This is a genomic window from Wolbachia endosymbiont (group A) of Phasia obesa (genome assembly GCF_964028125.1).
GTDB classification, from domain to species: Bacteria; Pseudomonadota; Alphaproteobacteria; order Rickettsiales; family Anaplasmataceae; genus Wolbachia; species Wolbachia pipientis.
Window position 1 is genome coordinate 115,525 of the sequence record NZ_OZ034764.1, and the last position, 26,490, is coordinate 142,014.

The 26,490-nt window shown below is 35.8% G+C and carries 25 protein-coding genes and 1 tRNA gene; 14 read left to right on the top strand and 12 right to left on the bottom strand.

The features are described from left to right. Positions 1-13: 13 nt before the first annotated feature. Positions 14-1,048, bottom strand: coding sequence for a hypothetical protein (locus ABWU29_RS00595; RefSeq protein ID WP_015589478.1), 1,035 nt, complete (start codon positions 1,046-1,048; stop codon positions 14-16). A 136-nt stretch (positions 1,049-1,184) separates the two neighbouring features. On the opposite strand from ABWU29_RS00595, the gene elbB reads away from it, so the two are divergent. Together elbB and ABWU29_RS00605 are read left to right on the top strand one after the other, a co-directional pair. After that, positions 1,185-1,892 (top strand): isoprenoid biosynthesis glyoxalase ElbB, encoded by a 708-nt coding sequence (elbB, locus tag ABWU29_RS00600; protein WP_022626165.1) that lies wholly within the window; start codon positions 1,185-1,187, stop codon positions 1,890-1,892. A gap of 175 nt (positions 1,893-2,067) precedes the next feature. Beyond that, positions 2,068-2,376, top strand: a complete 309-nt coding sequence (locus tag ABWU29_RS00605; protein ID WP_039963709.1) for a hypothetical protein — start codon at positions 2,068-2,070, stop codon at positions 2,374-2,376. A 2-nt stretch (positions 2,377-2,378) separates the two neighbouring features. On the opposite strand, the gene ABWU29_RS00610 is transcribed toward ABWU29_RS00605, so the two are convergent. Then, complete coding sequence (locus ABWU29_RS00610) at positions 2,379-4,214, bottom strand: peptidoglycan D,D-transpeptidase FtsI family protein (RefSeq protein ID WP_141456705.1); 1,836 nt, start codon at positions 4,212-4,214, stop codon at positions 2,379-2,381. Positions 4,215-4,234: 20 nt separating this feature from the next. On the opposite strand from ABWU29_RS00610, the gene ispH reads away from it, so the two are divergent. Further along, complete coding sequence (gene ispH / locus ABWU29_RS00615; protein WP_015589482.1) at positions 4,235-5,164, top strand: 4-hydroxy-3-methylbut-2-enyl diphosphate reductase; 930 nt, start codon at positions 4,235-4,237, stop codon at positions 5,162-5,164. Positions 5,165-6,282: 1,118 nt separating this feature from the next. On the opposite strand, the gene ABWU29_RS00620 is transcribed toward ispH, so the two are convergent. Next, positions 6,283-7,347: a 5-(carboxyamino)imidazole ribonucleotide synthase gene (locus ABWU29_RS00620; protein WP_141456665.1), complete on the bottom strand. Its 1,065-nt coding sequence runs from the start codon at positions 7,345-7,347 to the stop codon at positions 6,283-6,285. Between the two features lie 99 nt (positions 7,348-7,446). On the opposite strand from ABWU29_RS00620, the gene apaG reads away from it, so the two are divergent. Next, positions 7,447-7,848, top strand: a complete 402-nt coding sequence (gene apaG / locus ABWU29_RS00625) for a Co2+/Mg2+ efflux protein ApaG (protein ID WP_179949601.1) — start codon at positions 7,447-7,449, stop codon at positions 7,846-7,848. Positions 7,849-8,082: 234 nt separating this feature from the next. After that, entirely contained in the window at positions 8,083-8,976 is an 894-nt protein-coding gene (locus ABWU29_RS00630; RefSeq protein WP_015589403.1) for an Rpn family recombination-promoting nuclease/putative transposase, read from the top strand. Between the two features lie 10 nt (positions 8,977-8,986). Here the strand turns inward: ABWU29_RS00630 and ABWU29_RS00635 are convergent, their stop codons facing one another. Then, complete coding sequence (locus ABWU29_RS00635) at positions 8,987-10,585, bottom strand: ABC transporter permease (protein ID WP_015589402.1); 1,599 nt, start codon at positions 10,583-10,585, stop codon at positions 8,987-8,989. A gap of 129 nt (positions 10,586-10,714) precedes the next feature. On the opposite strand from ABWU29_RS00635, the gene ABWU29_RS00640 reads away from it, so the two are divergent. Then, complete coding sequence (locus ABWU29_RS00640) at positions 10,715-11,521, top strand: rhodanese-related sulfurtransferase (RefSeq protein ID WP_015589401.1); 807 nt, start codon at positions 10,715-10,717, stop codon at positions 11,519-11,521. Positions 11,522-11,562: 41 nt separating this feature from the next. Here the strand turns inward: ABWU29_RS00640 and ABWU29_RS00645 are convergent, their stop codons facing one another. The 3 genes from ABWU29_RS00645 to terL all read right to left on the bottom strand — a co-directional run bounded on the left by ABWU29_RS00645 (position 11,563) and on the right by terL (position 16,803). Then, positions 11,563-12,549, bottom strand: a complete 987-nt coding sequence (locus ABWU29_RS00645) for a leucine-rich repeat domain-containing protein (RefSeq protein WP_353280040.1) — start codon at positions 12,547-12,549, stop codon at positions 11,563-11,565. A 57-nt stretch (positions 12,550-12,606) separates the two neighbouring features. Continuing rightward, complete coding sequence (topA, locus tag ABWU29_RS00650; RefSeq protein ID WP_353280042.1) at positions 12,607-15,057, bottom strand: type I DNA topoisomerase; 2,451 nt, start codon at positions 15,055-15,057, stop codon at positions 12,607-12,609. Between the two features lie 294 nt (positions 15,058-15,351). Continuing rightward, positions 15,352-16,803: a phage terminase large subunit gene (gene terL / locus ABWU29_RS00655; protein ID WP_353280044.1), complete on the bottom strand. Its 1,452-nt coding sequence runs from the start codon at positions 16,801-16,803 to the stop codon at positions 15,352-15,354. Between the two features lie 1,100 nt (positions 16,804-17,903). Here terL and ABWU29_RS00660 point away from each other — a divergent pair. Continuing rightward, positions 17,904-17,977 (top strand) — tRNA-Arg (locus ABWU29_RS00660). Positions 17,978-17,985: 8 nt separating this feature from the next. On the opposite strand, the gene ABWU29_RS00665 is transcribed toward ABWU29_RS00660, so the two are convergent. Together ABWU29_RS00665 and ABWU29_RS00670 are read right to left on the bottom strand one after the other, a co-directional pair. Further along, the gene (locus tag ABWU29_RS00665) at positions 17,986-18,936 is read right to left on the bottom strand and encodes a complex I NDUFA9 subunit family protein (protein ID WP_015589397.1); all 951 of its coding nucleotides are present in this window, start codon (positions 18,934-18,936) and stop codon (positions 17,986-17,988) included. Between the two features lie 50 nt (positions 18,937-18,986). Continuing rightward, the gene (locus ABWU29_RS00670) at positions 18,987-20,516 is read right to left on the bottom strand and encodes a UDP-N-acetylmuramoyl-tripeptide--D-alanyl-D-alanine ligase (RefSeq protein ID WP_015589396.1); all 1,530 of its coding nucleotides are present in this window, start codon (positions 20,514-20,516) and stop codon (positions 18,987-18,989) included. Between the two features lie 183 nt (positions 20,517-20,699). Between ABWU29_RS00670 and ABWU29_RS00675 the strand changes: the two genes are divergently transcribed. From ABWU29_RS00675 to mdh, 7 genes are read left to right on the top strand one after another with little or no spacing between them, the layout of a single operon-like run. Next, positions 20,700-21,479 carry a hypothetical protein gene (locus ABWU29_RS00675; protein ID WP_015589395.1) on the top strand — a complete coding sequence of 260 codons (780 nt, stop codon included), beginning with the start codon at positions 20,700-20,702 and terminating at the stop codon, positions 21,477-21,479. A gap of 16 nt (positions 21,480-21,495) precedes the next feature. Beyond that, positions 21,496-21,753 carry a hypothetical protein gene (locus tag ABWU29_RS00680; RefSeq protein WP_006279579.1) on the top strand — a complete coding sequence of 86 codons (258 nt, stop codon included), beginning with the start codon at positions 21,496-21,498 and terminating at the stop codon, positions 21,751-21,753. Positions 21,754-21,756: 3 nt separating this feature from the next. After that, positions 21,757-22,125, top strand: coding sequence for an HIT domain-containing protein (locus ABWU29_RS00685; RefSeq protein WP_015589394.1), 369 nt, complete (start codon positions 21,757-21,759; stop codon positions 22,123-22,125). 18 nt (positions 22,126-22,143) lie between these two features. Continuing rightward, positions 22,144-22,497 carry an NADH-quinone oxidoreductase subunit A gene (locus tag ABWU29_RS00690; protein WP_006279576.1) on the top strand — a complete coding sequence of 118 codons (354 nt, stop codon included), beginning with the start codon at positions 22,144-22,146 and terminating at the stop codon, positions 22,495-22,497. A 3-nt stretch (positions 22,498-22,500) separates the two neighbouring features. Beyond that, a complete protein-coding gene (locus tag ABWU29_RS00695) occupies positions 22,501-23,007 on the top strand; it encodes a NuoB/complex I 20 kDa subunit family protein (protein ID WP_006279574.1) in 507 nt (168 codons plus the stop codon). Then, entirely contained in the window at positions 23,000-23,572 is a 573-nt protein-coding gene (locus ABWU29_RS00700) for an NADH-quinone oxidoreductase subunit C (RefSeq protein ID WP_007548576.1), read from the top strand. Before ABWU29_RS00695 ends, ABWU29_RS00700 begins: the two co-directional genes overlap by 8 nt. A gap of 3 nt (positions 23,573-23,575) precedes the next feature. Next, on the top strand, positions 23,576-24,526 hold the full coding sequence (gene mdh / locus ABWU29_RS00705; protein WP_007548577.1) for a malate dehydrogenase: 951 nt from the start codon (positions 23,576-23,578) through the stop codon (positions 24,524-24,526). Between the two features lie 27 nt (positions 24,527-24,553). Here mdh and ABWU29_RS00710 read toward each other — a convergent pair whose 3' ends face one another. From ABWU29_RS00710 to ABWU29_RS00720, 3 genes are read right to left on the bottom strand one after another with little or no spacing between them, the layout of a single operon-like run. After that, complete coding sequence (locus ABWU29_RS00710; RefSeq protein ID WP_006280340.1) at positions 24,554-25,321, bottom strand: TatD family hydrolase; 768 nt, start codon at positions 25,319-25,321, stop codon at positions 24,554-24,556. Next, positions 25,318-25,806 (bottom strand): RNA pyrophosphohydrolase, encoded by a 489-nt coding sequence (locus ABWU29_RS00715; protein ID WP_353280047.1) that lies wholly within the window; start codon positions 25,804-25,806, stop codon positions 25,318-25,320. Before ABWU29_RS00715 ends, ABWU29_RS00710 begins: the two co-directional genes overlap by 4 nt. After that, entirely contained in the window at positions 25,799-26,404 is a 606-nt protein-coding gene (locus ABWU29_RS00720; protein WP_353280048.1) for an AAA family ATPase, read from the bottom strand. The genes ABWU29_RS00715 and ABWU29_RS00720 overlap by 8 nt, the downstream gene beginning before the upstream one ends. Between the last annotated feature and the right edge of the window lie 86 nt (positions 26,405-26,490).

The window sequence follows — 26,490 nt, forward strand, 5'->3', positions numbered from 1 at the left end:
GTAAAAAAATGCATCAACTTGGTCCTGTGATTCCTCCTTCACTAACTCGTGCAGCACTTGAAATACCTAAGTGAGAAGATGGCTTCATTGCTGCAACTTTCTCATCAACAATTTTTTCTACCTCCTCTATTTTACCCTCACCAATGGCCATAATTTTAGATTGAAATTTCTCCATAAGTTCCTCAAGTGCTTCCTTATCACTTTCATAAGTACTAGTACCTTTTTCTCTAAGCTTTTTCATGTCATCTTCTGAAAAATTTTGAATAGTTCCATTCTTTACTAACTCTTGTATAGCAGATCGCTGCCCTTCATTTTGAAGCATGCCTATGACCTTTGCTTTACTCTGGGCGTTTTTTATTTTTTCACCTTCTTCGGACATATTATAGCCTATAATCTCTTGAGCCAAACTGTTGTATAATTTACTAAAGTTATCTTTTTTTGGCCCAACCTCAGGCAATTTATCCCCTAAATTTTTAGATAAACTTTTCACTGCTTTTCCTGCATCAATCGCACCTTCTTTTATTTTTTCCCCTGCCTTTCCTATACCTATTCCTACATAACGTGCTCCAATAGCTACAAGCGCTATTAATGTAGCAAGCACAATAAGCGGAGAAAATGCTACTCCTAATACCATTCCAGCAGAAGCTATTCCTATTTTTTCATTTGCAGAGGCTGATTTAAAATAATTGACTAGATTGTCCAGTGGACCTTTATTATTATTTATAACATTACTTATTGCTTGCTGATTAACAGATTTTAACGCCTCTTCTATTATTTTTGAGTTAACATTTTCAGAAGTTAAATCTTTAAGTGCTTCTTCAATGAGTTTTATAAATAATTCTTTATTTACCTCCTTTTGCAAGCCTTGGTCATTAATTGCTAAACCTAAATCTTTGAGGTTCATCCCTTTAACTTGTTCTGATAGGGTTGTAAATAACTCTTTTTTCCCCTCTTGTGAGGATTGTGCAATACTTTCTATTATATCTGAAATAGCTTTTCTTAGTTCTGGATAGTCAGTGTCAAAAAACATACTATTGCTAGATTCCATATTCAGCTTTGTTGATTATAAATATGCCTAATTATACATACTAATCATTAATTATATTATAATTGATATAACATACCCCTTTCCAAATATAGAATTTGTATTAAAATATCTAGATTATATGAAATCAAGGTACTTTATGGGTGAAAAAAAATTAAAAGCTGCTGTGGTCTTATCAGGGTGTGGTCACCTTGACGGTGCAGAGGTAAGAGAAGCGGTTTTAAGTTTGCTTGTGCTTGATCAGCAGGAAGTGGATGTTAAATGCTTTGCACCTGATATCAATATCACACAAGTTATGAATCATAGAACAAAAGAGGCAACAAAAGAAAAAAGGAATGTACTTGTAGAAGCAGCAAGAATCGCAAGAGGCGAAATATATGACTTAAAAGAAGCCAAAGCTGAAAATTTTGACATGCTAGTTGTACCTGGTGGATACGGGGTTGCGAAAAATTTATCTGACTTAGCTGAAAGTAAAGACATGGTGACAGTAATGCCTGAATTTGAAAGATTAGTTTCAGAATTTTTTGTTACAAAAAAGCCAATAGGAGCGATATGCATATCTCCAGCCATCATTGTTTCAATTTTAAGTAGCAAGATAGGTAAAGAAGAAAGTAAGGTTAAGGTAACTATAGGAGATGACAGAGAACAGTTGATAGAAAGGCTTGGCGGCGAGCACATAAAATGCGATACAGAGTTATCAATAGAAGACGAAGAACATAATGTATTTTCCTGTTCTGCTTATATGCGTAGCGACGAAAGTACATACTCTGTATATCAAGGGATAAAGCATATGATTGACAGCATGGTAAAAAAGATTAACAAAAAAACTAAACAGCCATTCCTATAAGGTGTACTAAATAAGACTTCTCTATTAATCACACAATTAACTGTTGAATTTTACATTTCTAGCTGTATTATGGCTACGTAGCTAAAGTAACTTAGGTTTATCGACGCTTTACTACTTGTTAGCGGTGTGGTGTAGTGGCCATATATGTTTAGTTCTTTTTTTTAAGGTATTTTGTATGTCAGATCTTTTCTATATTGAAACTACGTGTTGTGTGGACGGTCAGTGTGATGTCTATACAGGGGAAGTGAGTTTTAATGATGTCATGTTAGGCAAGTTCAGTCTAAATTCGTGCAGCGGGAAAGAAGCTATGATAAATCTAGACATTATTACATTCGATATTAATATCGCTATTGATGGTCAAAATGGAAAGACAATAAAAAAAGACCTTAAAGGTCTTGAATTTGTAACTAAAGATGATGGTTCTTGGTATATTAATAAGGATTTTGGTAATGATAAATTTGAAATTATAGTAAAGCAATCATAATTTTACATCTCAGGTGTAACATTTAGTATAGGTGCTACTCTATTTATAATGTTTCTTACTATAGGCGCAGCAATTACTCCCCCGGTATGGTGCATCCCTTGAGGCTCATCAATAGCAATTAGCACTATGTACCTTGGGTCAAGCATAGTTAGCACTCCTATAAATGATGCTATGTTTGCATCTTTGCTATATTTACCATCTACAACTTTTTCCGCCGATCCAGTTTTTCCTCCTATTGAATATGCCTTTATTTTTGCTTTTCTGCCAGTGCCATCTGTTACTGCTGCACGTAATAATTTTCTCATTTCCCTGGAAGTTCTTCTTGAGATAATTTGCTCTCCTATACTTCTTTTATTCAACATCAAGGTTGCGTTATGAAATATCCCATTGTTGATTAATGCTGCTGCAGTTTGTGCAAGATGTATAGGAGTTACAGCTATGCCATAACCATAAGATGCTGTTATTAAAGTGTTTTCACTCCATTTATCCGGGATTATCGGTGTGGATTTTTCTGGTATTTCTATTTTCAAAGGAGAAAATAGCTTCATAGCTTTAAAGTATTCTACCTGTTTTTCAATACCTAGTTTGACTGCAATTTTTGCTGCACCAATGTTGGATGATTTTACAAATATATCTTGCACAGTAATTTTTGGAATTTTAGATTTATGAAAATCCTGAATTTTATACTTTCCAATGGTGATTGGTGTTGATACGTCATATAAATCGCTAGTTTTTGTAGCGTTCGCATCAAGCGCTGCGGCTATTGTAAAGTATTTTAATACCGACCCCATCTCATATACCCCAAGACTGGCGCGATTAAACTTTTGTACGTCTTCTGCCTTATTCTGTAAGTTGGGATTAAAATCAGGTAGGCTGACCATCGAGATAACTTCACTATTTCTCACATTTAAAACAATTCCTACTCCGCCAAGTGCCTGATATCTGCTTACAGCTTTAGTTAGCTCTTCATGCACTATGCTTTGCACTCGTGTATCTAAGGATAGTTGAACATATTGATCAGCAGAGCGTGACCATCCCTGTCGGATGACAGAAGATTGTGCAGAAGCTTGGTCTGGTGTCATTCCAGTGCACTGACACTGGAATCCAGTTTTATGCGCAATTTCATCACAAACATTGTTTTTGACATATGTTTCTGGAATCCGTTGTTCATCACGTAATTTGTCAGTATTTTTATATCTGGATCCCAGTGTCACGCACTGGATCTGTTGTGTGGGGAATTGCTGTGCAGGAATTGCTTTCAAGTTGCAACATTCATACAACTGTATATCAGGTACTTGGATAACAGAATGTTGTTTGTTTTTACTTATATACGCCTCAACTCCTGCAATACCATTGCCATCTATGTCAGTGTAACCAAGCACGTGTGAAAATAAATTACTGTGAGGATATATACGCTTTATGTCGTCATAAAAATTTACTCCTGGTACACCAGCGTTTTTGATCGCTAGTAATTCTTTTGGAGTCAAGTGCCGCTTTATCCAAGCAAATTTCTTTTCTGAAGTAAGTACTCTATATAAGTTCTTGTATTCGAGGTCATGCAAAGTAGAACACAGTTGTGCTGCTATACTGTCCGGATTCTTTACTTTGGTTGCATCTATATATAGTGATGTTGTGGGCACATTTGTTGCTATTACCACTCCATTTCTATCTAAAATATCAGGTTGTTTATGTACTATATTATCTTTTCTAAAATTTTCTGAAGTAGTAGGTTGATCAAATGTTAAAGAGAATATGCGAAAAATAATTATTATATAAAATATAAATAATGGTACTATGAAACACAGTGAGCGGAGCTTATTTTTAAGTAATGCTTGCATATTTACTTGATTTGACAAAAATGGAAATCATCTTAGCTGAACCACGAGGTTTTTGTGCCGGGGTAAAAAGAGCTGTGGACATATTAGCTATTACTTTAGAAAAATATAAAAACGAGCGCCAAGTTTATGTGCTACACGAAATTGTTCACAATAAATATATAGTAGAGGACTTTAAGAAACAAGGAGTGGTTTTTGTAAGCAGTATCGAGGAAATTGAAGATAATGAAGGAATACTGATCTTCAGCGCGCACGGAGTATCAAAAAATATAGAAGATGAGGCAAAAAGAAAGGGTATTCAAGTGATTGATGCAACATGTCCTTTAGTTAGCAAAGTGCATAAAGAAGCAAAAAGGTATGAAAACAGTGGTAAAGAATTAATTCTCATTGGGCATGAAAACCATCCAGAAGTTAAGGGAATTAGGGGAAGAGTAAACAATCCTATCACTTTAGTGCAAACTTTGCAGGATGTATATGATTTAAAGGTTAAAGATCCAGATAATTTGTCTTATGTTACACAAACCACGTTAAGCATCGACGATACCCATGAAATTATTGTTGCCCTGAAGCTCAGGTTTCCAAGCATAACAGGTCCAGATTTAAAGGACATATGCTATGCAACGCAAAACAGACAAAATGCTGTTAAAAAGCTAGCTGAAATTGTAGACATGGTATTAGTTGTAGGAAGTAAAAATAGCTCAAATTCAAACCGCTTATTAGATCTGTGCACTGCTAGAGAAAAAAGAGCCTACTTGATTGATAATTACAGATGTGTAAATAAAAGCTGGTTCCAGGGCGTAGAAAAGATAGGAATCACTGCAGGTGCTTCCGCTCCTGACATATTAGTTGATGAATTAATGGACTACCTAAAAGTAAACCTGAGTGTAAAAATTTCAGTTATGCCAGGTGGTATTATTGAAAATGTTCAGTTTAAAATACCGAATCTGGTTTAAAACACAACTTATCTACTAAGCTTCTCTTGAAATCACACAGACCAGCATCTATAGCTAAGACGTCATGCCGCGATTCATTAGACTTCTTGCATAACCATATAACAAACTTTTATTGGGAATAGAAACAAAAAAACTTCCTTGACAAACTCCGCCAGCCCACTTATCATGATAGTGAAGCTATTGTATTTGCTTTCGCCAATCTGCAGATTAAAAGGTAAGGATTACTTAATGTATCGGCGTCTTATGTTCAATTTTTTGCAGTATATAGATACTGTATGTCTTTACAAAACTTCATCTACATCTAGATTTTTATCTAAATAAGCTGAACGCGCTTATAAAGCGTTACAAGACATCAAAAAATGCCAATACTCGACAGAGATAGTAAAAGACTAGCTAACTCGGGGATTCTTTGTCTTTTTTTCTGCTTAGTAAATTTCTTAAACATTTGCAGCGTAAGTTAGTTGCAATTAAAAGCGGCTGAATCTCGCTTGTCAAGCGTTTAAAACATAAAAAACGCCAATATTTTAAAGCGGATAATAACCCCAGGGTTTCTTTTGCCTTTTTTTTCATTTGGTAAATTTCTTAATGTTTATGGCTAAACGACAATCGTCATCCCGCTGCTTGTTAGCGGGATCTAGAGATACCGCGAATGAATCGCGGTATGACGATTCGCGGCGGTATGACGTAGGACTGCTGTCATTCAAGTAGCTGACGCTGGAATCCAGCCTTGCTGTAATCTCATCAAGAACGTTGTGTTTTAACATAAGATCAGCCACTTTTATGCTTACCAACTTAATAAAATTCCTGGATCCAAGTAGTCAGGCTACTCGGATGACACCTTCATAAAGTGAAATGAGATCCCGCTAACAAGCAGCGGGATGACGAGAAAGGGGCTACTCGGATGACACCCTCATAAAGTAAAATGAGATCCCGCTAACAAGCAGCGGAATGACGGGAAAAGAGGTGCTGGGATGACACCTTCACAAAGTGAAATGAGATCCCGCTAACAAGCAGCGGGATGACGGGAAAAGAGGTGCTAGAATGACACCGTTTACTATGTAACATCTCATCATATCACAATGTTCGTACAGTTGTGGCGGTATAACGTAGAAAAACTGTTAACTTAAATCTATATTGACATGTCCCATTTTACGCTTATCTCTAACCTCTTTTTTCCCGTATATGGTTAAACTAGCTTTTTCGTTGCTCAAATACTTATGAGAATCATATATATCATTACCTATTATATTTTTCGTCATACAAGGAAAGCGTAATACTACTTCCTGCATAGGTAGCCCGCATATTATCCTAACCAGCTGTTCAAATTGACTAACGTTACATGCATCCAAGCTCCAGTGGCAAGAATTGTGAGGTCTGGGAGCTAGTTCATTAACTAACAATTCGTTATCTTTAGTAACAAAAAATTCAATAGCCAGAATTCCTATTACATCAAGCGCATTTGCTATTTTCTTTGCAGCTCGTTGTACCTCTTGAGTTAATTTGCTATCTATTTTAGCTGGCACTGTTGAAGTATCAAGTATTCCATCAACGTGGTAATTTTCTGCTATAGGAAAAAAAGCTACTTTACCGTTTTTATCTCTTGCAACGACTATTGAAACCTCTTTCAGTAAATCAACACTTGCTTCAAGAATGTACTCTGTATTCCAATCAAAGGAAGCAAATTGCTTCACTTCAGAATCATTCTCAAGCACATATTGCCCTTTTCCATCATAACCCATTTCTGTTGTTTTCAGCCTTGTTGGATAGCCAAAAGCTCTACTGCTTTCCAGTAGCTCATTATAATTTTGTATACTTTTGTATTCAGCAGTTTTTATACTCAAGCTTCTAATGAAATCTTTCTCTCTAAGCCTATTTTGCGCAATGTGTAACGCTTTTTTACCCGGATAAAAATTTACATCGATATTAATTGCACTACATGGAATATTTTCAGACTCAATAGTGACCAAATCCACACTCTGTGCAAAAGATTCAAGCGCTTTCTTATCAGAGAAATCTGCTATTGTGAAATCATCAGCAACAGAGCAAGCCGGATCGTCTTTAGCACTGGCAAAAACATGTGTTTTTTGTCCAAGTTTTGTTGCAGCGATAGCAGTCATTTTACCTAATTGTCCACCACCTATTATTCCTATTACTTTTTTGCTAAGCGCATCTGGTTCATTCATACTATAAATTGATATTTCCTAATTAGAGTATACTTGAAAAATCTATGAAAAAAGTATATAATTAGGATACTATCTTTTTATCATGAATATTCTATAATGATTCTAGAATACACACTAACTACCAACTTTGTTGAAGTTACAGTTTTACCAATTTATATTGAAGAGCAATCCATTCCTTATGAAAATTGCTATGTATGGATGTATAACGTTAAGATAAAAAACAAAAGCCAATCAACTATTCAATTGTTAAGTCGTCATTGGCAAATAATAGATTATAAGGGAAAAGTAAATGAAATTGCCGGAGTTGGTGTTATCGGAGAACAACCTGTGATAAAATCTGGAGAGGTATTCAAATACACAAGTGGAACATACTTAAATGCACCGTCAGGAATAATGCAGGGTAAGTATGAATTTCTGAATGAAGAAAGCATAAAAATTTTTGAGGTTATGATACCACCCTTTTCTTTGGATAGTTCATACGTCAAAACTAGACCCCATTAACTATCAAAATAGTTTATTTGTAACCAGACTGCATTCTGTGATTTTTAGCAAAGCACGATACACAATCGTCATCCCGCTACTTGTTAGCGGGATCTATGCTAAGATACCGCGAATGAATCGCGGTATGACGGTTCGTGGCGGTTATGACGTGTTAGCTATAGCTATCTTCAAAAATATGGTTGAATAATTGTTAATAATAGTGTATAATTATTAATATTTTTAAGCACTTTGGCTATGGCTCTTTCAAAATTTCTCGATCCTCGCAATGATTTGTGTTTCAAAAAAATCTTTGGAACGGAAAAAAATAAGAATATCCTGACCCACTTTTTGAACGATATTTTAGGGTTTACTGAGATAAATGCAATACAAGAAGTTGAGTTTCTTAGCACTATTATGGATCCCGAAGTTGCCTCTGATAAACAAAGTATTGTTGATGTTCTCTGCAAGGATTCTCACGGAAATAGATATATAGCAGAAATGCAGCTCGCTAGAGACAAGGGCTTTGAAAAGCGCGCACAACTCTATGCTGCTAAAGCCTACTCAAGACAATTAGATAAATCTGGCAACTACATTGATTTAAAGAAAGTCTTCTTTATTGCTATATCAAATTGTAACTTACTTCCTGAAGAAGTTGATTATATTTCTACTCACAATATACGTGATATAAAAACTAACGGCCATTACTTAAAAGATTTTCAGTTTGTCTTTATTGAGTTGCCTAAATTCGCAAAAAATAAAGTAGAGCAGTTAGAAAGTATAGTAGAAAGGTGGTGTTTCTTTTTTAAATACGCAGAAGAAACAACAGAAGAGGACTTAAAAGAGATAGCAGAAAAAGCGCCAATAATAAAGCTAGCATATGATGAATTAGACAAGTTTCGTTGGAACGAAAAAGATTTAGTAGCCTATGAAGAAAGGATAATGGATCTACGCAAAGAAGAAGCTATTCTTGAATACAGACTTGATCTTGCTGAAGAGAAAGGTATACAAAAAGGTATAGAGAAAGGGAAAATTGAAGGGAAAATTGAAGTCGCAAAAGCAATGCTGGCTAATAATGTTGATGTCAACACTATTGTTAAGTTTACTGGCCTTTCTATTAGTGAGATTGAAGAATTAAGTGGAAATCTGTGAACAGTTACGTTTATTTTTTATCCTTATCATCAAGTGTAAATAAGGTTATTGTAGAGATTAAGCCTATTATAACTATTATTAACGAAAATGGGGCAGCTTCTCTATAGCGCTCATCGCTTACAAGTTCATATATTCTAGTTGATATAGTTTCAAAATTAAATGGTCTTATAATGAGTGTTGCTGTGAGCTCTTTGATAGTATCCATAAATACGAGCAAAAATCCCGATAATATACTCTTCTTGATGAGAGGGATATGAACATTCAAACATGTGGAAATAGGTCCGTGACCCATGGTATATGCAGTCCACTCAATTTCATTTGGTGTTTTTTTGAGCCCTGACTCTACCGCCTTGAAAGATATAGCAAAAAAACGGAATAAATATGAGTAAACTAATGCGCCAATAGTTCCTACTAAGCTAATTTCCACAACATATTGAGTAATGAAAGAGGATATTCTGCTTAAAAATATTATTATACTAATTGCGATAATTGCATTTGGAATTGCGTAGCCTAAAGAAATGAGACGCGCTATATTGTTGATTACCTTATTTTTACGCGCCGTATATCCAATCATTATTGCAATGCTAATTGAGATTAATGCGGTGATAAATGATAAACTAATGCTATTTGCTATTATGTTATAGAATCTTGCTTCGTATATGAAAAACCCCTTCTCTATGCTCCAATATATGAGCGGAATCATTGGCAAAATAAAACCTATTAATATCGGCAATACACACATAAGATAAGCAAAGATCAACGGTATAGCGCCACTTATACTCCGTTTATTGTGATAATCTGAATTGGTATTGATTGAAGAGTAAGATATTCCTTTTTTTTGTAGTTTTTTTTCGATAGCTATTAGTATCACAACGAAAATTAATTCTGCAACTGCTAAAACAGTAGTTGAATATTTGTCATGCAGTAAAAACCAGGTGCGATATATTCCCGTCGTAAAAGTATCGATAGCAAGAAACTGTGGTGTGCCGAAATCTGTAATTACTTCCATTAGTACCAAAGACAACCCAGCTATAATCGATGGGCGTATGGAGGGTATGATGACAGAAAACAGGCTCTTCAATGAGGAGAACCCAAGTGTTGATGCAATAGTGACTGAGTTACTAACATTCTTTAGACTTGAGCGGACTAACATATAAACGTATGGATATAAACTAAATCCCATTACTAATATTCCACCACCTAGGGATTTTATTTCAGGAAACCAATAGTCACCTTTGCTCCACTCTAAAATGTCTCTTAATGAGCTCTGCACTGGACCTGAAAATTCTAGTGTATTTACATAGACGAACGCTACTATATATCCAGGAATCGATATCGGAAAGAACAAAGCAATCTCAAAAATTTTACTTCCAGGAAATGAAAAAAATGTGGTGAGCCACGCTGGAATTACTCCAAATATGAAAGATATTCCCCCCACTCCTATCATCAAAATTAACGTACTCAGTATATATTCAGGGAAAAGTGTGCTGATTACCCATCCGGAATTTGCTGTATCTGTAAATAGAATTGATATTAATGATAATATTGGACAGACGAATAATATACTTACTAGAAATAAGAATATATTTTTAAATACTCTTAAAAACATTAATTTGAATCTATATTTTATATTAAAATGTTATATGTAAAAACTGAAGATATCCAGTAATTAACAGCCGTACTATTGAATATCTTTATAATTTTGTATATCATGTTTTTAGTTGATAAGTGAATAATCATGAGCTTCGTCATTGCAACTTTCTATCATTTTGTAGAACTTTCTAATTATTATGACATGAAAGACGAAATAAAAGCTACATGCAACAACGTTGAGTTAAAGGGCACTATACTCCTTGCAGAAGAGGGTGTTAATGCAACAATATCTGGTGAAAGAAACGCAATTGATAAAATATTCGATTTTCTACGTTCTGATTATAGGCTAAGGGACCTTACATGGAAAGAGAGTGCAGCAGAATATCAACCATTTAGCAAGATGAAGGTAAAATTAAAAAGAGAGATTGTGAATCTTGGTGTAAGCAATCTTGATATTTCCCTGAAGGGTAAATATGTTGATCCAGAGCATTGGGATGATTTTACTTCTCAACCTGACGTTTTAGTAATAGATACACGAAACGAGTATGAAGTGAAATTAGGCAAGTTTAAGAATGCAATTAATCCACACACACAATGTTTCCGTGAGTTTCCTCAGTGGACAGAGTCATTTTCTGAGAGTAAAGACCTGAAAGTAGCTATGTACTGCACTGGTGGAATTAGATGCGAAAAATCAACAGCGTACATGAAAAATCTTGGATTTAACGATGTGTACCACCTGAAAGGCGGCATTCTTTCTTACCTCGAAAAAACTCATAATAAAAATGATAATTGGGAAGGTGAGTGTTTTGTTTTTGATGATAGAATTGCTGTTGATAACTCACTTACTCCAAGCAACACAATAAAATGCATACTCTGCTCAAATCAAGTTTCAACTGATAAACTGAAATCAGTTCCACGTGGCCAGGTGGTTTGTTTCAACTGTAAACTTTAGCATTAGAAAAAAGCTCCTGTACTAGAATTTAACACGGATCTTCAACAACTCCTTCGTGGTTGCATATTGTTTAATTCAGTGCTTTCAAGATATGTACTCACAGCATAACCCACCCCAGCTCCGAGTAACGCGCCAACCACAGCAGATGCAATAAACGCTGCAACAGAAACACCAACAGGAGTTAAAGCAGCAGCCCCTAAACAATATGCTGCAACTAGACCAATAACTAAACCAACTGTTGCTCCACAAATATAGTATTTGCTACTGCTTTTAAGTTTTTCTTGCGAGTTTGATACCTCATCCTGCAATTTTACGTTTGCACCTTTACCGCTAATCTTGTAACCAATTATATTAAGTGAAGGAAGATTTTTTTTGAGTTTATCTAATTCTTTTGCAACTTCATTGCTAATCTTGCAACCAATTAAATTGAGTGAAGTAAGATTTGTAAGTTTGGTTAATTCTTTTGCAACTTCAACACCAATATTGCACCCAGCTAAATGAAGTGAAGTAAGATTTTTGAGCTTAGCTAATTCTTTTACAATTTCAACACTAATCTCGCACCCAGCTAAATGAAGTGAAGTAAGATTTGTAAGTTTGGTTAATTCTTTTGCAACTCCAACACTAATCTTGCACTTACCTAAATGAAGTGAAGTAAGATTTGTAAGTTTGGCTAATTCTTTTGCATCTTTAACACTAATCTTGCACTTACCTAAATGAAGTGAAGTAAGATTTGTAAGTTTGGCTAATTCTTTTGCATCTTTAACACTAATCTTGTGCCCAGCTAAATTAAGTGAAGTAAGATTTGTGAACTTAGCTGATTCTCCTGCAGCTTCAACACTAATCTTGCACTCACTTAAATCAAGTGAAGTAAGATTTATAAGCTTAGCTAATTCTCTTGCAACTTCAACACTAATCTTGCACTCAGTTAAATCAAGTCTTGTGATATTTGGTATGCCTACTAACTTACTTACATCCGTGTAATCTAACCTATATAAAGCTGGAGTGTCGCCCTGTGTGTAAAATATCATTTATCCCACCGCATTATTAGAGTATATTTTAACTTTACCTAATATTTCAATAAAAGTCTACTTCTTATTCTTAATCAACTCTAAAGCCTTCTCCAGATCTATACTTTCAATATCTGCACTCTTGCCCAAAGCAACGTTTGTTTTACCGCATTTTATATAGAATCCGTACCTACCGTTGCAGATAAAAACTTCTTTTCCCTTTTCATTAACCCCGAGAGATTTTAACTCTTTGCATGGACTGTTTGCAATAATTTGTACAACTTCGCTCAATTCTCTATTCAGCACCTCTTTGGAGCTTTTCTTAAGAGAAAAGTATCTACCATCATAGAAAATATAGTACCCAAATCGCCCAAGGCCTATTTTTACTTCCTTTCCGGTTTCAGGGTGTTCTCCGATTACTTTTGGCAAGGAAAGTAACTGAGTAGCGGTGCTCAGATCAATCTCATTAACATTTATATCTTTTGGTATGGAAACCGTTTTTTTCTTTTTTAACTCGTTATTAAACTCCAGATAAAGTCCAAAAGGACCCTTTTTGATCATCACTTCTTGGTTTGTTATATCATCTATACCTAAACTTTTTGGATATTCTGAATTGTCGTTACTGCCCGTAATTTCTTTTGTATGGTTGCATTCAGGATAATTAGAACATCCAAGGAACACCCCGACTTTTCCAAAGTTCAATTTCAATATGCCATCAGAGCAAGCAGGGCATTTTGTATTCACCTCTTTTTTTCCTTCTTCTGAACAAAACCAATCGATTACCAAATCGTGAATGCCGCTGAAAACTTCATCATGCGTCATTTGCTTGACAGAGTTTACATGACCAAAAAATGGCACCCAAAAGTGGCCTAATTCTTTTTTCCAATCTGCATGTCCATTTGAAATTAAATCAAGCTTCTCTTCCATTTGTGCTGTGAAATCATACTCTACACAACGCTGAAAAAAAGTTTCTAAAAATATAGTAACGATTTTACCGCGGCTGCTTGGAATAAACCTTTTGCTATCCAATGAAACGTACTCACGATCTTGTAATACCGAAATAATTGTTGCATAAGTTGATGGTCGACCTATACCGATTTCTTCCATTTTTTTTACGATACTTGCTTCACTATAACGAGGTGGCGGTTGAGTGAAATGTTGTTTTGGCTCAACTGAAATCAGCTTACACGCTTCCCCTTCCTTCATGGCAGGTAGCAGGCCTTCATTTTCGGCTTCTATGTTATCTTGGTAGACTCTATAAAAACCATCAAAGAATATACTTGATCCACTTGCTCGCAGAATTACTTTCTGGTCAGTAGAACTAATTTCGACTACCACTTGATCAAGAATCGCCGACTCCATTTGACTTGCAATGGTCCTTTTCCAGATTAAATCATACAATTTAAATTGCTCTGGCGTTAAGTAATCCTTAATACTACCCGGCGTTCTATTGATATCAGTTGGACGAATTGCTTCATGTGCTTCTTGAGCATTTTTGACCTTTTTTACATATTTACGAGGAGACTGCGGTAAATATTTATCACCATATAATGACTTAATTGACCCTCTAATTGAGTTTATAGCCTCATCTGCAATATGAAACCCATCTGTACGCATGTAAGTTATCAACCCTACAGTTTCACCACCAATATCGATACCTTCATATAAATTTTGCGCTATGCGCATAACACTTTTCACATTAAAATACAGTTTATTCACTGCATCTTGCTGAAGACTTGAAGTAATAAACGGAGGAAGCGGGTTTCTCTTAACTTGCTTGCGTTCTACTGTGCTTACAGCATATTGCCTTGATTCAATCTCCCTGACTAAGTTCTTTGCTTCTTCTTCATTCTTAATATCAAATTTTTCTAGCTTTTTATTGTCATAGTGGCTTAGCATAGCAAAAAAAGCCTCATCTTTGCTATTTTGCATTTCTGCTTTTATGCTCCAATACTCCTGTGTTATAAATTTACTAATTTCATCTTCTCGTTCGCATATAATCTTTAATGCAACAGACTGCACTCGCCCTGCAGACTTGCTTCCCGACAATTTTGTCCACAGCAGTGGTGACAAACTAAATCCAACTAGATAATCCAAAGCTCTACGTGCTTGTTGTGCACGCACTAAATCCATATTAATTTCACGTGGATTTTTTATTGCTTCTTGTACTGCTCTTTTTGTTATCTCATTAAAGACTACTCTATAAATGTTGTTTTCATTACTGATTGCTTTCTTTTCTTTTAATGTCTCTATCACATGCCAAGCCATTGCTTCCCCTTCTCTGTCTGGGTCTGTTGCAAGATATATATCTGATGTTTTGCTTGCGGCTTTTACTAGCTCTTTTATATACTTTTCTGCTTTTTCAATGGTTTCATACTTTATAGCAAAATCATTATCCGGATCGACAGAACCGTTTTTTGCTGGAAGATCCCTCACATGTCCAAAGGATGCAGCTACTTTGAACTCTTTACTCAAATATTTACCTATTGTCTTTGCTTTCGCAGGTGATTCAACTATTAATAATGCCATATTGTTAATTATTTTAGTACTTAAAGATAATATGTTGAGAAATATACAATGAAAAGTAAAAAAATATTTTAATGGTTCTTGTGAATTTTACAAAGTAGACGGTGTCATGAAAGTAGCTGACACTGGAATGACAGCAGTCCTACGTCATACCGCGATTCATTCGCGGTATCTCATCCGCTAACAAGCAGCAGTTCTACGTCATACCGCCGTGGTATCTTTTAGCATAGATCCCGCTAACAAGTAGCGGGATGACGGTTGTCTCCTAGCTGTCATCCCAGTACTGGTAGACTCAAATCACAATGCTCGTATAACTGCAACCCTGTAGGTACTGTTTCTCACCCACTGCAAATATTGCACGGTACTGTCCACTTGGTCGTCGTGGCGCGTTTCAGGAAACATTAAAATCTCATACTCAAAATCGTTCAGCCATACTGCTTGATGTGGCAGAAAAACCTTGCCAGACTCTATAATCGGAACAATTTGATGAAATCGAGTGAGCTTGTCATCATGTGGCACTATTTCAATAATCGGTAAATCACTGTTTGTCTTTAGCTCTTGCACCAATTGTTGACCACTTGTTTTTGCTTCGATTAAAATTGCGTGTGGCGTCCATCTTGCAGCTAGTGACAAAACCTGTTCTTTAAGCTTTGGATACTCAAGCTTTGCGCGATATACGTCGAGTAAATAGAATTTATTATCTATTTTTGCCCAGGTGGTGCAGACACTAAAGTTGCTCATGTTACTTGTTGAAACCGCAGTATCCCAACTTTGTGTTATATGCGAGAGATTATCAGGAAATTTTTTATAGCGTTTCAACCACTCTGGTTTAATTATACCACTTGAAAGCGGCAGAGGGTTTTGTTGATATTGAGCAGCAAAAGTGTAACTCCCAAGTTCAGCTTTTATTATCTCAACTTCTTCTTTTCCTCCATCGAGGGGATATAACAACTGACCTTCTTCTCTTGAATATAATATCCTTACAGGTGACGCTGGTTTATTATATAATCGCCTGGTCGCACAGTGCTGAGCTACTCGGATGATAGGAACGGGAGGTATTGGCTTTTTGATTGAATAAATAACCTGCTTATTTTCAGAAATCATTGGCAAACAAATATGATGCCATATGTTTTTTGGCTTGGAGAGAAGGTGTCCAGTTAAGTCCTCCTGGTGTAGCCTGTGCATTACAAGAACGATGACTCCTTTTTTTCTATCGTTCAGCCTGGTTACTAAAGTCTGATCAAACCAGTTTGTGGCACGCTTTCTAAGCGTTTCACTCAAAGCTTGAGCAGAACTGAGCGGATCGTCCACAATGATAAAATCACCACCTTCACCAGTTAGTGTTCCACCAACTGATGTTGCGATTCTGTATCCTCTCTGCACTGTTTGAAATTTATATTTGGTATTCTGGTCTTTGGATAGTTCTATCTCTGGAAATAGCGCTCTATACCAACTAGACTGCATCACGCACCTGGTGTCGAGCGAGTGCTTTTCGCTGAGCCGCTGAGAATAACTTGCAACTATTATTCTCGCAGTTGGTTGGTTTCCCAGTATCCATGCGGGCCACGCAACGCTTATGCACATGGACTTCATCGAGCGCGGAGGCATATTGAATATTATTCGTTTCACTTCACCAGCGCTCGCTGCTTCCAGCCTATCTGCTATGACTTTTATATACTGATAATCGTTATACTCACACCCCGGCACTACCGTTTGAAAGCACAGTTCAATGAATTTTAGAAAGTTCATGATATAATGTTGAAACCAACGCGTGACGCTGGGATGACAAAAAAAGGAGCACTGAAGGCTATAGGTGAGACGTCGCGGTATCTCTAGATCCCGCTAACAAGCAGCGGGATGATGAATTACTATGCCGCCGCGAACCGTCATACCGCCGCGGTATCTCAGCCGCTAACAAGTAGCGGAATGACAACAATCCTACGTCATACCGCCGCGGCGCTAACAAGAGATCCCGCTAACAAGCAGCGGGATGATGAATTACTATGCCGCCGTGAACCGTCATACCGCCGCGGTATCTCAGCCGCTAACAAGTAGCGGAATGACAACAATCCTACGTCATACCGCCGCGGCGCTAACAAGAGATCCCGCTAACAAGCAGCGGGATGACGAATTACTTAACCATCATCTACACCGTCATACCGCGATTCATTCGCGGTATCTCAAAGCATAGATCCCGCTAACACGTAGCGGGATGACGGTTGTTGTTTAGCTATAAATATTAAGAAATTTACCAAATGAAAAAAAAGGCAAAAGAAACCCTGGGGTTATTATCCGCTTTAAAATATTGGCGTTTTTTATGTTTTAAACGCTTGACAAGCGAGATTCAGCCGCTTTTAATTGCAACTAACTTACGCTGCAAATGTTTAAGAAATTTACTAAGCAGAAAAAAAGACAAAGAATCCCCGAGTTAGCTAGTCTTTTACTATCTCTGTCGAGTATTGGCATTTTTTGATGTCTTGTAACGCTTTATAAGCGCGTTCAGCTTATTTAGATAAAAATCTAGATGTAGATGAAGTTTTGTAAAGACATACAGTATCTATATACTGCAAAAAATTGAACATAAGACGCCGATACATTAAGTAATCCTTACCTTTTAATCTGCAGATTGGCGAAAGCAAATACAATAGCTTCACTATCATGATAAGGGCGCTGGCGAAGGGTGTCAAGTAAGTTTCTATATAATATTTTCTAAAATAAATAGACTTCTCGCATCCAATTTTGGCAGCGCGCGACACACAACTGCAATGACAAGGTGTCGCAAGATAAACATCATATTCACACGAAGTACTTGACTTCACTTGTACTAAGAAGCATTTTATATATGTTGTGTGCCCGTAGCTCAGCTGGATAGAGCAACAGCCTTCTAAGCTGTGGGTCGTAGGTTCGAATCCCACCGGGCACACTCTTTTATCAATACTTTCTATAAATCTTCAAGTACTCTGGCACCACATTTTCAATTGCTAATGGTCGAACCTTCATTGTTTCAAGGTCAACTGACTTTTCGATTGAACTATTCATCATAACTTTCACCTGATCTTGAGTAAGCATAGGGTTCGTATCTCCGGTTATTGGTTTTAGCAGCATAGAAATAATTTTATTTTCTAAAAAGAAAGCTATTAACTTTGCCATTGGAAAAGATACATTGACCAACAAACACTTTCTGTTAGTAACATTCAGAATAAACTTCAATAAGCTTTTGAAAGAGTAAACCTTTGGTCCACCCATGTTATAAATTTTCTTGTCTTGCTTATTAAAACTGATAATACGATATACCACTTCAGCTAAGTCTGTTACACATATTGGCTGAAATTTAGTTGTTCCATTGCCAATTAGTGGTAAGAAAGGAAGAATAGTTGCTAATCTTGCAAATTTATTAAAGAAGTTGTCTTCTTTACCAAATACAAGGCTTGGCCTAATTATTATTGCTTCTTGAAATGCTGAAGTTACAGCTTTTTCACCTTCCAATTTACTTTTGGCATATTTTGACAACTTGCTATTTTCTATTCCCATAGCAGAAAAATGTATCATCATAGGTACATTTTTCATTTTTGCAGCTTTTGCTATCCTTTCAGCTATTTTAACGTGAACAGCGTAAAAATCGTGCTTTTTTGCTTCATATAATATTCCCACTAAGTTTATAGCTACATCACATTCTTCCATACCATCCAGAACTGATTTTTCATCAAAAAAATCGCCTTTAAATATTGATATTTGTCCTAAATTGCCACACAATTTTAAACAAGCAGCTTTTTCCTGATTACGAGTGAATATCTTTATTAAATATCCTTCTGCTGCCAAGCGTCTTACGATGTGTTTCCCTATAAACCCCGTTCCACCAAAAATAATTACACGTTTTGTCACAATTAAAGTTCCTAATAATTTGTTACTGTAAATTAATACAATGATTTCGCTTAATATTTTATTACGAATTCCCGTACAATAAGATCCATTTTCATTCCTCGTGAGCCTTTAACTAGAATTGCGTCATTATTCTGAATAATGTTAGCTAAATCACTTTTCAATTGATTAGAATCATTAAAATGCGTGCCTCTTATATTATCTGGCAAAAGCTCATGCAATTCTAACATAAATTTACCAACTGTATAAACTTTATCTATATTATTTTCTGTGATAATCTTAACCAAATCTGTATGAAACTCTATGCTTTCATCACCAAGTTCCAACATATCACCAAGCAAAGCTACTTTTCTCTGATTAGAATATGTACTCAAAGTTTTTATTGCAGTTTTCATCGAAGCAGGGCTGGCGTTATAGGAGTCATCAATTAAATGTATATATTTTCTATTGTATTTGATCTTATGAATATTGCCTCTACCTTTCGCTACACTAAAATTCTTAAGTGCAAGTGGTAATTTTGATAAATCAAGTCCGAGGCTTTGCACAACTGCTGCAACAGCAAGTAGCGAATAAGCAAAATGCTCACCTTGTACACGTAAATTACAGTTTATAATTTGATTATCACTCAGCCTGATTTTTAAACTTAATCTATTAGCAACTCGGTTTGATGTCATTCCAGCGCGTGACGCTGGAATCCAGTCTTTATTATACAACCGTCTGATATGCTCATTTGCAATTGAACTTCCTGGATCCAAGTAGTCAAGCACTGGGATGACAGAAGATAGTGCTGAAATGACAGAAGATTCATCGTTTCTTATTAAGTTTAGTAAACAAACTTCAGCATTTTTATCTTTACCGAAGCTTATTACATTTCTATTGGCGTGTGATGAGAGATAATCATAATATTTATTATCTCTGCTTAAAACCAAAGTACCGTTATTTTTCATACCATACAGAATTTCTAACTTCGCTTGTGCAACGTCAAATAGTGATGAAAAATTTTCAGTATGTGCAGGTTCGATGTTGGTAATAACTGCAATATTTGGATTACTAATCTTTGATAATTCTTTTATTTCACCAGCTTTATTCATTCCCATTTCAAGGATTAAGTACTGGCAGTTTTTTGGAGCTTTTAGAATTGTCAAAGGCAACCCTATATTATTATTTAAGTTACCTTCGTTTGCATGGGACACTCCATATTGCGATAAAACAGTGTGTAGCATATCCTTTGTAGTGGTTTTTCCGACACTGCCTGTAACTGCAATAACTTTAGCGTCAATAAGAACATTTCTAATGTAGTATGATGCCATATCGTGCAAAGCTTTCAGGGTATCTTGTACAATAATGAGAGGGAAATTTTTATATTTACCCTCACTTACTATTGCAGCGACAGCCCCTTTTAAAAACGCTTCATGCAAAAAATTATGGCCATCAAAATTCCTTCCCTTGAGTGCAATAAATAAATCACCTTTTTTTATGCTTCTTGTGTCCGTTGAAATATTTGAGCTATGTATCCAATTACAACCATTTACGTCTCTTCCGCCAGTTGCATCAATGATATTATTTGTGTTCCATTTAAACATAATTTAGAGTATTCTTTATAATAAATTGAACAATAAAAGTAGCGAGAATACTACATGTTTTAGACAATGTGCAAATAATGGTTGCAATCCCTATAATTCTATCTTATAATGGATATAGAAGTTTAAATTTTTTCGTCTATAATTAAAATGTATTTAGTTATAGAAAGTACCTTGGAGGTATGTATGTTAACAAGAGAAAATGAAAAATCTACTTCTATACTAGCTAAAGTTGGTAATGCAGCTTCGGGAGTAGGGAGTTTTCTGGGTAGAGGTGTAAAAGTCCTAGTCAAGGGTGCAATATACCCTATATGGCCAAAGAATTGGTTTAAGTCCTGGGATGAAATGCGGCACGACATAAAAAATGGCGGGCGTTCTATTATTGGCAACCCACATGAAGAATATGATCCACCCATAAAAACCACACAAGCTAGTAAGGATCTTGGCGTACAAATAACAGAGCAAAAGAAAGGGACAGGAAAGGTAAGTTTTTTAGCATCAAGGACTCTTACGGGAGATATACCTTATTTGAGCCCAGAGCAATTAGATAAAATAAAAAAAGATTTACCGAATGTAACTATTTTTAGAGAAGAAAATAAAATTGTAATTGAAGTTGATGTTAAAAAAATAATTGAAGACATTAAAACTGACTCTAAAAATAAAGGAAAGAGTCCAGAGGAGATAAAAAAGCTTGCTCTTCAAGGAATTGCTGATAGCATTAATGGCGACCTTAAGAAGCTGGCAGGAATTACTGGTGGAGAATTTAAAATTCATACAGACTTAAAATTGCTGAATGGTATTGCAGAAAAATTGTATAAGGAATATGATAATCAAAAGCAGTCATCAGACAAAGTTGTGAAGTCTGATGTTGGTCAGCCTTCAGAAACTATAGCTTCAGGTGAGAAAAAATGGGCGCAAGAAGCTATAAAGCCAGGTAAGTCGCAAAGTTGTGGAATGCAAAAATAAGTTATAGGGGAGTATTATGAGTGAAGCTAAAAAAATAGAGGAAAGACATCATAGTCTAACTGTTCCTGGGGATATGTATCACTTACAACCAGGAGTTATTACTGGAAAAAGGGTAAGTGGAATAGAACCCTTTTTGAAAGAACAGCAGGACATGGTAAAAGTAAGGGAACTTGTAAGCTCTTTAAATCTTGAAGATGCTTCTGGTGAAGCGATAAAACCACTATCTACACCTAATGTAGAGAAAAACGAAGAAAGAGGGAAAGGTCGCTCTTAAAATATGAGCAATGAAGTTTATGATAGCGATAACATCTTTGCTCAAATATTAAGAGGTGAGTTACCTTGTGAGAAGGTACATGAAAATGAAAATGTACTAGCTTTTCATGATAAGTACCCTGACGCACCAGTTCATATTTTAGTTATACCAAAAAATCAATATATTTCATATGATGATTTCATTCTAAAAGCTCCTGAAGAGGAAATAGCGGATTTCTTCAAAACTGTAAGAGAGATAGCACACAAATATAATCTAGAAAAAACAGGATATAGATTAGTCACTAACTACGGTGAAAATGGAGAGCAGGTTGTACCACACTTTCACGTGCATATTTTAGGTGGTAAAAAGTTAGGAAAGCATGTAAACTCATAGTGTTATATGTTTTGTTAAATGAGCGAATATTTAACCATAGTAATCTTTATCTGCGTATCAATTGTAGTATCTTTTGCTTTAGGTATATTGCCTATGTTTCTTGCAGTGAGTAAGCCAGATGGTGAAAAGCTTTCCACATATGAGTGTGGCTTCAATCCACTATCCAGTGCAAGAAAAAATTTTGACATTAAATTTTATCTAGTTTCAATATTATTTATAATATTTGACTTAGAAATTGCTTTTCTTTTTCCTTGGGCTGTTTCTTTATCTAAGATAAGCTATGGTGGATTTTGGTCTATGATGGTATTTCTTGCAATACTCACTATAGGTTTTATCTATGAATGGTGTAAAGGTGCATTAGAGTGGGAGTAGTTTATGACAAATCAAATTCTATCTAATGATGACTGGGGTCGTTATAAAAAAGAAGGGTTTCTTGTCACTAAATTTGGTGATTTAACAGATTATGTAATGAATTGGGCAAGGTCTGGTTCATTGTGGCCAATGACATTTGGTCTTGCATGTTGCGCAGTTGAGATGATGCATACTGCATCCAGCCGTTATGATCTTGATAGATATGGTATAATGTTTCGTGCAAGCCCACGTCAATCAGATGTGATGATTGTTGCTGGCACACTAACTAATAAAATGGCAGCAGCATTGCGCAAGGTTTATGATCAAATGGCAGACCCGAAGTATGTTATTTCCATGGGAAGTTGTGCAAATGGTGGTGGTTATTACCATTACTCTTATTCAGTGGTCCGAGGCTGTGATAGAATTGTGCCAGTTGACGTGTATGTCCCTGGATGCCCACCAACCGCTGAGGCGTTGCTATATGGAATGCTATGCCTACAAAACAAAATAAAACGGACTCGGAATGGATAAAACTGCAAAGTATATACAAAAAAAGACCAAATGCGAGTGCATTCAAAAAGATGATGGCATTATTGTAATATATTCAACTTTAGATGAAATTGAAAAGCACCTATTCTTTCTACGTGATGATGAAAAGTGTAGGTTTGAACTATTAGTTGATATTTTTGGGGTTGACTATCCAAATAGAGAGAAGCGTTTCGAGCTAATATACAATCTGCTCAGCATTGTGCATAATATTAGAGTACACATAAAGCTTCAGTTATGTGAAAGCGACATGCCTCCAAGTGTAGCGAAGATATTTAGTACGGCTTTGTGGTTTGAGCGTGAAGTGTTTGATATGTATGGAATAGAGTTTTCTGATCACCCTGATTTGCGTAGGATTCTAACAGACTATGGATTCAAAGGTCATCCAATGTTAAAAGATTTCCCTCTCACTGGTTATGAGGAAGTAAGATATGATATAGAGACAAAAAAGGTTGTGTATAATCCTATAGATTTACCGCAAGATTTTCGTATGTTTGATAGCTTATCGCCTTGGGAAGGTAAAACCATAAAAGTAAATACAAAGGAGTAGAAAATGACAGTACAAAGAAAAAAAATATCTTTAATCGGTGCAGGAAATATCGGTGGAACTCTCACCCATATGATTGCACTAAGGGAACTCGGTGATGTTGTTTTACTTGATATTAGTGATGGAATACCACAAGGTAAAGCACTCGACATAGCAGAATCATCCCCTATTGATGGATTTAATGTCAATATTACTGGCACAAATAGGTATGAAGATATAAAAAACTCCGATGCAATTATAATAACCGCTGGCATCGCTAGAAAACCTGGAATGAGCAGGGATGACCTCCTGCAAACCAATGCTAAAGTAATGAAGGAGGTTGGCGAAAATATTAAAAAATATTCTCCAAACGCGTTTGTAATAGTGGTTACCAACCCTTTGGATGCCATGGTTTCAGTGGTGCATAAATTTTCAAACCTTCCAACTAATATGATTGTTGGCATGGCAGGAGTGCTTGATTCTTCCCGTTTTCGTTACTTTCTTGCAAGTGAGTTAAATATCTCAGTTGAAGATATATCTGCTTTTGTGCTTGGAGGACATGGCGACACTATGGTACCACTAATCAATTGTGCTTCAGTTGCTGGAGTTCCACTTACTCAAATTATCGATATGGGTCTTATCACACAGAAAAAAGTCGATGAAATAGTTGAACGCACTCGCAATGGCGGTAAAGAAATAGTTGATCTGCTTAAGTCTGGATCTGCATACTACGCTCCTGCATCTTCAGCTATATGCATGTTAGAATCATATTTAAAAGATAAGAGGCGCATATTACCATGTGCTGCTTACCTTAATGGTGAATATGGTGTAGAAGAGTTGTTTATTGGTGTTCCTGTAATTATTGGAAAAAACGGAATTGAAAAGATCCTAGAAGTTAAAATGAATGATAGTGAACAAGAAATGTTTAATAAGTCTGTAAACTCGGTGAGAGAGCTGGTGAAATCTTTAGGTTCATAAGCAAATTAATGGTTTTATAGAACTTCTTTATAGCTCAAACAGCCTAAAAAAGTTGCTTGTGGTTACCTTCGCTACTTGTTCTGGTGACTCATTCCACAACTCTGCCAAACAATCAACAACGTATTTCACCATTGCTGGTTCATTCTTTTTTCCCCTATAAGGCTCAGGTGATAGATATGGTGCATCAGTTTCGACTAAAACACGCTCGCGTGGTACATTTTGTGCAATTTCTCTGAGTAAGCTCGCATTTTTAAAAGTAATAATTCCAGAAAATGAAATACATAACCCCAAATCTATAGATTGATAAGCAAGTTCTTTAGAGGAAGCAAAGCAGTGCATTACTCCACTAAAAGCACCGGCTTTCATTTCTGACCTTAACATATCGATCATCTCATTATCAGCGCTTCTTGTGTGAATAACTAAAGGTAGTCCAGTTATTCTTGACGCTTCTATATGTAATGCAAAACTTTTTTTCTGATTGTCTTTGTTGTCAGATTTATAAAAATCTAACCCGGTTTCACCGATACTAATTACCTTTTGGTTCTTGGTAAATTCAACTAATTCATCAACATGTATACACTCACCATTTTCTATAGCAGCATCAAGCGGATGTATACCAACAGAGGAGTAGACCTGATCATAGGATGAAGAAATTTTTAATAACTTAGGAACATCGTCAATGCTTACGCATATGTTATGCAAAACCTTTACACCATTTTGCTCTGCCCTTGAAATTACTTTTGGTATTTCATCGTCAGAAAAATAAATCAAGTGGCAATGAGAATCTACTATCATGAGCTTATTGTTGAGGCTTTTATTATAGAAGAAAACTCTTCTATCACTGTTTTATAAACTTCTTTTTTAAATGATATAGCACTGGCTACTAAACTATCTATACCTTGCCAACTCCACTCTTTGAACTCTGGATGACCAGTATAATTAATATCAATGTCCTCATCCTCTCCGCAAAACTTCATTAAGAACCACCTTTGCTTTTGACCAGAATATTTTCCATTCCAGCATATTGGTATAACTTCTTCAGGCAAGTTGTAGTATATCCAATCCTTGCTTTTAGTTATAACCTTTACTTTATTAGTACCAACCTCCTCTAGCAACTCACGTAACGCTGCTTGTTCCAGTTCCTCACCATCATCAACACCTCCTTGTGGCATCTGCCAGTAAGAATCGCTATCAAAGCGTTTTCCAATAAAGGCATGTCCTTGTCTGTTAAATAGCATTATGCCAACACAAGGACGGTACTTATCTTTCTGCTCAACCACGAGTACGCTCTGTTTTTAAATGATTTGTTACAGAAGTTTTAATTAATTTTCCATTTTTTTCTTTCTTCATCTCTTCAACAATTTTCTTTGCACTCAAGTTCGAGTTATCAATTTCAAGCGAACCCTCAGGTATAAATAGCCTTTTCCCTTCAATTTTCTTTATAGCAAAATCCGGATCAGTAATTTTATTTTCCTGATATCTCTCTTCTGATTGGACACGTCTTACTAGTTTTTCATTATTACAATGTAATACTACAGAAAAAATTTCCATGTCCATTTTTTTACTTAAATTTACCACTGAGTTATATAATCTTTGGTCATAGGGATCACCCTCTATCAATTCATTTGTAAATATATAATGTTTTGATTTTACGTAGTGTTTTTCCAGTATTGCTAATACATTTTCCCTAACTGCAAAAATTTTTTCCCATAGGTCATCTGGAACTTCAGCGTTTTGTAATTTAACAATATCAAATATAATATTATTGAATAGATTATTGCTTACTATCACCGCATCAATGATTTTACACAGTTCCTTTGCAGTAGTAAACTTACCACTACCTGGAAAGCCGATTAAGTAGATGAGAGTCTTGCCCATAATGAATACTAGTAAAAAGCTATTCTCAATTATACATAAAAGTATATACATTGTACATGCTAAAAACATGATGATAAAATAGATGC

Excerpts from the sequence above, each read along its gene's own strand:
- ABWU29_RS00595 (WP_015589478.1), bottom strand. The coding sequence starts at position 1,048 with ATGGAATCTAGCAATAGTATGTTTTTTGACACTGACTATCCAGAACTA.
- elbB (WP_022626165.1), top strand. The coding sequence starts at position 1,185 with ATGGGTGAAAAAAAATTAAAAGCTGCTGTGGTCTTATCAGGGTGTGGT.
- ABWU29_RS00605 (WP_039963709.1), top strand. The coding sequence starts at position 2,068 with ATGTCAGATCTTTTCTATATTGAAACTACGTGTTGTGTGGACGGTCAG.
- ABWU29_RS00610 (WP_141456705.1), bottom strand. The coding sequence starts at position 4,214 with ATGCAAGCATTACTTAAAAATAAGCTCCGCTCACTGTGTTTCATAGTA.
- ispH (WP_015589482.1), top strand. The coding sequence starts at position 4,235 with ATGGAAATCATCTTAGCTGAACCACGAGGTTTTTGTGCCGGGGTAAAA.
- ABWU29_RS00620 (WP_141456665.1), bottom strand. The coding sequence starts at position 7,347 with ATGAATGAACCAGATGCGCTTAGCAAAAAAGTAATAGGAATAATAGGT.
- ABWU29_RS00630 (WP_015589403.1), top strand. The coding sequence starts at position 8,083 with ATGGCTCTTTCAAAATTTCTCGATCCTCGCAATGATTTGTGTTTCAAA.
- ABWU29_RS00635 (WP_015589402.1), bottom strand. The coding sequence starts at position 10,585 with ATGTTTTTAAGAGTATTTAAAAATATATTCTTATTTCTAGTAAGTATA.
- ABWU29_RS00640 (WP_015589401.1), top strand. The coding sequence starts at position 10,715 with ATGAGCTTCGTCATTGCAACTTTCTATCATTTTGTAGAACTTTCTAAT.
- ABWU29_RS00645 (WP_353280040.1), bottom strand. The coding sequence starts at position 12,549 with ATGATATTTTACACACAGGGCGACACTCCAGCTTTATATAGGTTAGAT.
- topA (WP_353280042.1), bottom strand. The coding sequence starts at position 15,057 with ATGGCATTATTAATAGTTGAATCACCTGCGAAAGCAAAGACAATAGGT.
- terL (WP_353280044.1), bottom strand. The coding sequence starts at position 16,803 with ATGAACTTTCTAAAATTCATTGAACTGTGCTTTCAAACGGTAGTGCCG.
- ABWU29_RS00670 (WP_015589396.1), bottom strand. The coding sequence starts at position 20,516 with ATGTTTAAATGGAACACAAATAATATCATTGATGCAACTGGCGGAAGA.
- ABWU29_RS00675 (WP_015589395.1), top strand. The coding sequence starts at position 20,700 with ATGTTAACAAGAGAAAATGAAAAATCTACTTCTATACTAGCTAAAGTT.
- ABWU29_RS00680 (WP_006279579.1), top strand. The coding sequence starts at position 21,496 with ATGAGTGAAGCTAAAAAAATAGAGGAAAGACATCATAGTCTAACTGTT.
- ABWU29_RS00685 (WP_015589394.1), top strand. The coding sequence starts at position 21,757 with ATGAGCAATGAAGTTTATGATAGCGATAACATCTTTGCTCAAATATTA.
- ABWU29_RS00690 (WP_006279576.1), top strand. The coding sequence starts at position 22,144 with ATGAGCGAATATTTAACCATAGTAATCTTTATCTGCGTATCAATTGTA.
- ABWU29_RS00695 (WP_006279574.1), top strand. The coding sequence starts at position 22,501 with ATGACAAATCAAATTCTATCTAATGATGACTGGGGTCGTTATAAAAAA.
- ABWU29_RS00700 (WP_007548576.1), top strand. The coding sequence starts at position 23,000 with ATGGATAAAACTGCAAAGTATATACAAAAAAAGACCAAATGCGAGTGC.
- mdh (WP_007548577.1), top strand. The coding sequence starts at position 23,576 with ATGACAGTACAAAGAAAAAAAATATCTTTAATCGGTGCAGGAAATATC.
- ABWU29_RS00710 (WP_006280340.1), bottom strand. The coding sequence starts at position 25,321 with ATGATAGTAGATTCTCATTGCCACTTGATTTATTTTTCTGACGATGAA.
- ABWU29_RS00720 (WP_353280048.1), bottom strand. The coding sequence starts at position 26,404 with ATGGGCAAGACTCTCATCTACTTAATCGGCTTTCCAGGTAGTGGTAAG.